5 protein-coding genes are annotated in these 4,158 nt (G+C 75.7%); 3 read left to right on the top strand and 2 right to left on the bottom strand.

All coding sequences use genetic code 11. The features are described from left to right. A partial coding sequence (locus Q6969_RS13650) for a hypothetical protein (RefSeq protein WP_317230929.1) occupies window positions 1–393 on the bottom strand: 393 nt, incomplete at its 3' end. A 108-nt stretch (window positions 394–501) separates the two neighbouring features. Here Q6969_RS13650 and Q6969_RS13645 point away from each other — a divergent pair. From Q6969_RS13645 to Q6969_RS13635, 3 genes are all read left to right on the top strand, one after another. Further along, window positions 502–1,434: an MTAP family purine nucleoside phosphorylase gene (locus Q6969_RS13645; RefSeq protein WP_317230928.1), complete on the top strand. Its 933-nt coding sequence runs from the start codon at window positions 502–504 to the stop codon at window positions 1,432–1,434. Beyond that, window positions 1,431–2,495 (top strand): NAD-dependent epimerase/dehydratase family protein, encoded by a 1,065-nt coding sequence (locus Q6969_RS13640; protein WP_317230927.1) that lies wholly within the window; start codon window positions 1,431–1,433, stop codon window positions 2,493–2,495. The genes Q6969_RS13645 and Q6969_RS13640 overlap by 4 nt, the downstream gene beginning before the upstream one ends. Before the next feature lie 137 nt (window positions 2,496–2,632). Beyond that, on the top strand, window positions 2,633–3,082 hold the full coding sequence (locus Q6969_RS13635) for a hypothetical protein (RefSeq protein WP_317230926.1): 450 nt from the start codon (window positions 2,633–2,635) through the stop codon (window positions 3,080–3,082). Window positions 3,083–3,188: 106 nt separating this feature from the next. On the opposite strand, the gene Q6969_RS13630 is transcribed toward Q6969_RS13635, so the two are convergent. Then, window positions 3,189–3,977, bottom strand: a complete 789-nt coding sequence (locus Q6969_RS13630; RefSeq protein ID WP_317230925.1) for a glucose 1-dehydrogenase — start codon at window positions 3,975–3,977, stop codon at window positions 3,189–3,191. Window positions 3,978–4,158: the final 181 nt, after the last annotated feature.

Raw genomic sequence — 4,158 nt, 5'->3', positions numbered from 1 at the left:
CGCGACCTCGGCGAGGCCGCCGGGGAGGCGGGACTCGCACACGACCCCCACGAGCACGGCCGTGACCGCCAGCGGCCGGATCGCGAGGGCCGACGCGTGCCGGGCCAGCGCGAGGGGAGGCACACGGCGGGCGCCGCGCACCACCCGCGCGGTGGACGCCGCGGCGAGGGACGCCATGACCGCGGTGACCACCAGGCCCGGGAGCAGCATCGAGAGCCCGTCCACCTCGGATCCCGAGATCGAGGCCTGCATCCGCGCGGCGAGGGCGCTGATCCCACCCGCGGTGACGACGCCCGCCAGGCCGAGGAGCACGAGGATGCCCGCCAGGCGCGCCACGGGAGCGGCCGGACCACGGGCACCCGCGGCATCGGCATCGGCATCCACGGCGCTCATGCCCCCAGTCCATCAGGCGCACCCGGCCCTCGCATCCGCCGCGGGTCGCGTCCGGCCCGCACCCACCGCGCCCCTGCTTGACTGGGCGACGACGACCCGAGGAGCCCCGTGACCGACACCAGCAGCACCGCCCCCGCACCCGCACCCCGCGCCGAGATCGGCGTCATCGGCGGATCCGGCCTGTACGCCCTGCTCGACCCCGCCACCAGCGCGTCGCACCGCATCGCGACGCCGTTCGGCCCGACGTCCAGCGAGGTGACCGTCGGCGAGCTCGCCGGCCGCCGGGTCGCGTTCCTCACGCGGCACGGCGCCGACCACTCGGTCGCGCCCCACCTCATCGACTACCGGGCGAACGTCTGGGCGCTGGCGTCGCTGGGCGTGACGGCCATCGTGTCCTCGTCCGCCGTGGGCGGCGTCTCGCCGGACTACCCGCCGGGATCGCTCGTGCTCACCGACCAGCTCCTCGACCGCACCTGGGGCCGCCCGGACACCTTCTTCGACGCCGGCGTCGTGCAGCACCTGTCCGCCGCCGACCCGTTCGACCCGGCCCTGCACGGCCCCGCGGCCGCGGCGCTCGTCGAGCTCGAGGGCGGCGACCGCGCCGATCCCGCGGGGCCGCTGCGCACCTCGGGCACCGTCGTCGTCATCCAGGGGCCGCGGTTCTCCACGCGCGCCGAGTCGCTCTGGTTCCGCCAGGCGGGCGCCCACATCGTGAACATGACCCAGTACCCGGAGGTCGTCCTGGCCTCCGAGCTCAACATCGGCACCGTCAACCTGTCGTTCGTCACCGACGCCGACGCGGGCCTCGCGCCGCTGCCCGGGGAGCAGGGGGACGCGGTCACCGCCGAGCTGGTGTTCGCGCGCCTCCGGGAGGCGCAGCCGCGCATCGTGCGGGCGATCGAGGCGGTCGTCCGCGCGATCCCCGCCGACTACCGCGGACGCCCGCTCATCGACGCGGACGCGGTCGCCTCCGTGCTCGCGCGGCCCGTCACGGGCGCGACGGGCGACGCGGCGGCGCCGGCGACGGAGGCGCGCTCGTGAGCGACGGGATCCTCCTCGTCACGGGCGGGGCGGGCTTCATCGGCGGCACGATCGTCACCGCGGCCCTCGAGGAGGGGCGCCGGGTGCGCGTCCTCGACTCGCTCCGCGCCGACGTGCACGGCGGCGAGCCGGACGTGGATCCGGGCGTCGAGCTGGTGCGCGGCGACGTCACCGACGCGGACGCGGTCGCGCGCGCCCTCGACGGCGTCGACGTCGTGTGCCACCAGGCCGCCAAGGTCGGGCTCGGCGTCGACTTCCTCGACGCGCCCGACTACGTCGCCACCAACGACGGCGGCACCGCGGTGCTCCTGGCGGCGATGACCCGCGCGGGCATCGACCGGCTCGTGCTCGCGAGCTCCATGGTCGTCTACGGCGAGGGCGCCTACGCGGGCGCGGACGGGCCCGTGCGGCCGCCGGCCCGCCGCGTCGCCGACCTCGACGCCGGGCTGTTCGACCCGCTGGATCCCGCGACGGGCGAGCCGCTCGTCCCCGCGCTCATCGGCGAGGACGTGCCGCTCGACCCGCGCAACGTCTACGCCACCACGAAGCTCGCGCAGGAGAACCTCGCGAGCTCGTGGACGCGCGCCACGGGCGGCCGTGCCGCCGCGCTCCGGTACCACAACGTCTACGGACCGGGCATGCCGCAGAACACGCCCTACGCGGGCGTCGCCTCCCTGTTCCGGTCGGCCCTCGCCCGCGGCGAGGCGCCGCGCGTCTTCGAGGACGGCCGTCAGCGTCGCGACTTCGTGCACGTCCGCGACGTCGCCGGCGCGAACCTCGCGGCGCTCGCCTGGACCGCGGACCGCGAGGCCGGCTCCTTCCGCGCCTTCAACGTCGGCAGCGGCACGGTGCACACCATCGGCGAGATGGCCGAGGCGCTCGCGCGGGAGGCCGGCGGATCGGCGCCCGTCACCACCGGCGAGTACCGGCTCGGCGACGTGCGGCACATCACGGCGTCGTCGGAGCGGCTGCGCGCGGAGCTCGGCTGGGAGCCCCGGATGACCTTCGAGGAGGGCATGCGCGAGTTCGCCACGGCGCCGCTGCGCAGCGCGGTGGTCTGACGCCGCGCGGGACCGGGACCACGTCCGGGACCGCGTCCGGATCCGAGGCGGCCGGTGGTCCCGCGGTGCCGCGTCGGCCGGCATCCCGGCACCTGCGGGGGACGAGGCGCCCGGGGCACGCGGGCGACACTGGGTGCATGAACGCCGCGTCCTCCCGCCGTGCCGTCGTCCGCTCCGGGACCGTCCTCACGGCCGCGGCCCTGTCCCTCGCCCTCGCGGGCTGCTCGGACATCGCCGACGACATCGCCGACATCTACGCCATCACCTACGAGGTCAGCACCACGGAGGCCGCGGACGGCGGGCTCACGGACGTCGCGTACGCGGAGGCGTCGCGGCGGGGCCGGCCGTCCGTCGTCCAGGACGTCGGCCGCGCGTCGCTGGCGGCGGGCCGCGACGCCGGGGAGGGGCTGTGGTCCGCGGAGGCCTACGTCACCGCGGAGGACTGGGCGTTCGTGCAGGCCACCCCGGTGGACGGCGAGGCGCTGACCTGCCGGATTTTCATCGACGGGCGGCGGGAGATCGCGACCGCCACGGCGGCTCCCGGACAGCCGGTGACGTGCCAGGTGCCGACGCCGCCCTTCGGCTGAGCGCACGGGCACGCTGCGCCGCCCGCGGACGCCGCCGGGGCCGGACGACGACGCCCGGCCCCGGCTCCCGCGGTGACGCGATGCCGCGATGCCGCGATGCCGCGGCTCAGTACTTCGCGGACTGCCCGCCGTCGATCGGCAGGACGGCGGCGTTCACGTAGGCCGCGTCGTCGGAGAGCAGGAACGCGACCACGGACGCGATCTCCTCGGCCTCGCCGTAGCGCTTCGTCGGGTTGCCCTGGATGAACTGCTCGGCCGCGCCGCGCGGGTCCTCGGCGCTGAGCTGCTCCATCGACGCCTCGACCATGGGGGTCCAGATGGCGCCGGGCGCGATCGCGTTGATGCGGATGCCGAACTCGCCGTACTCGACGGCCGAGTTCCGGGTGAGCCCGACGACGCCGTGCTTCGCGGCCGCGTAGCCGGACTGGTTGCCGACGCCGCGGATCCCGCCGACGCTCGCGGTGTTCACGACCATGCCGGAGCCCTGCGCGCGCATGACGGCGAGCACCTTCTCGAGGCCGAGGAACACGCCGCGCAGGTTGATCGCGACGACCTTGTCGAACTCGGCGGCCGTGAAGTCCTCGGTGAGGTTCTGGCGGCCCTCGATGCCGGCGTTGTTGAAGAAGCCGTCGATGCGGCCGAAGCGCTCGACGGTCTGCCGGACGTACGCGTCGACGTCGGACTCGTCCGACACGTCGGCGATGACGGTGAGGACCTCGGCGTCGGGCGACGACGAGCGGACGGCCTCGACGGTGGCCGCGAGGCCCTTCTCCGAGATGTCGACGAGGGAGAGCCGGGCGCCCTCCGCGGCGAGGCGGACGGCGGCGGCGCGACCGAGGCCGGAGCCCCCGCCGGTGATGAGGACGACCTTGTCGGTGAAGCGGGTGGTGGTCATGGGGTCTCCTGACGACGGGGGGCGACGGCTCGCGCCTCGTGGTGGAGCCACCGTCCATGCGATCGCATGGACATCCCTACCGTAGGTCGGTTTCCTGGACGCGGCCTCCGCGCACCGCCCGCAGCTCGGGCGCCCGCCGCTCCGACCGCCACCTCACGCCGACGAAGACGATCCCGGCGAG

Source organism: Clavibacter sp. MX14-G9D, assembly GCF_032917815.1.
Classification (GTDB): domain Bacteria; phylum Actinomycetota; class Actinomycetes; order Actinomycetales; family Microbacteriaceae; genus Clavibacter; species Clavibacter michiganensis_K.
This window is presented reverse-complemented; position numbering and strand designations above follow the sequence as displayed.

Bases quoted from the DNA above. Each gene is read 5' to 3' on its own strand.
- Q6969_RS13630 (WP_317230925.1), bottom strand. From the start codon at position 3,977: ATGACCACCACCCGCTTCACCGACAAGGTCGTCCTCATCACCGGCGGG.
- Q6969_RS13635 (WP_317230926.1), top strand. From the start codon at position 2,633: ATGAACGCCGCGTCCTCCCGCCGTGCCGTCGTCCGCTCCGGGACCGTC.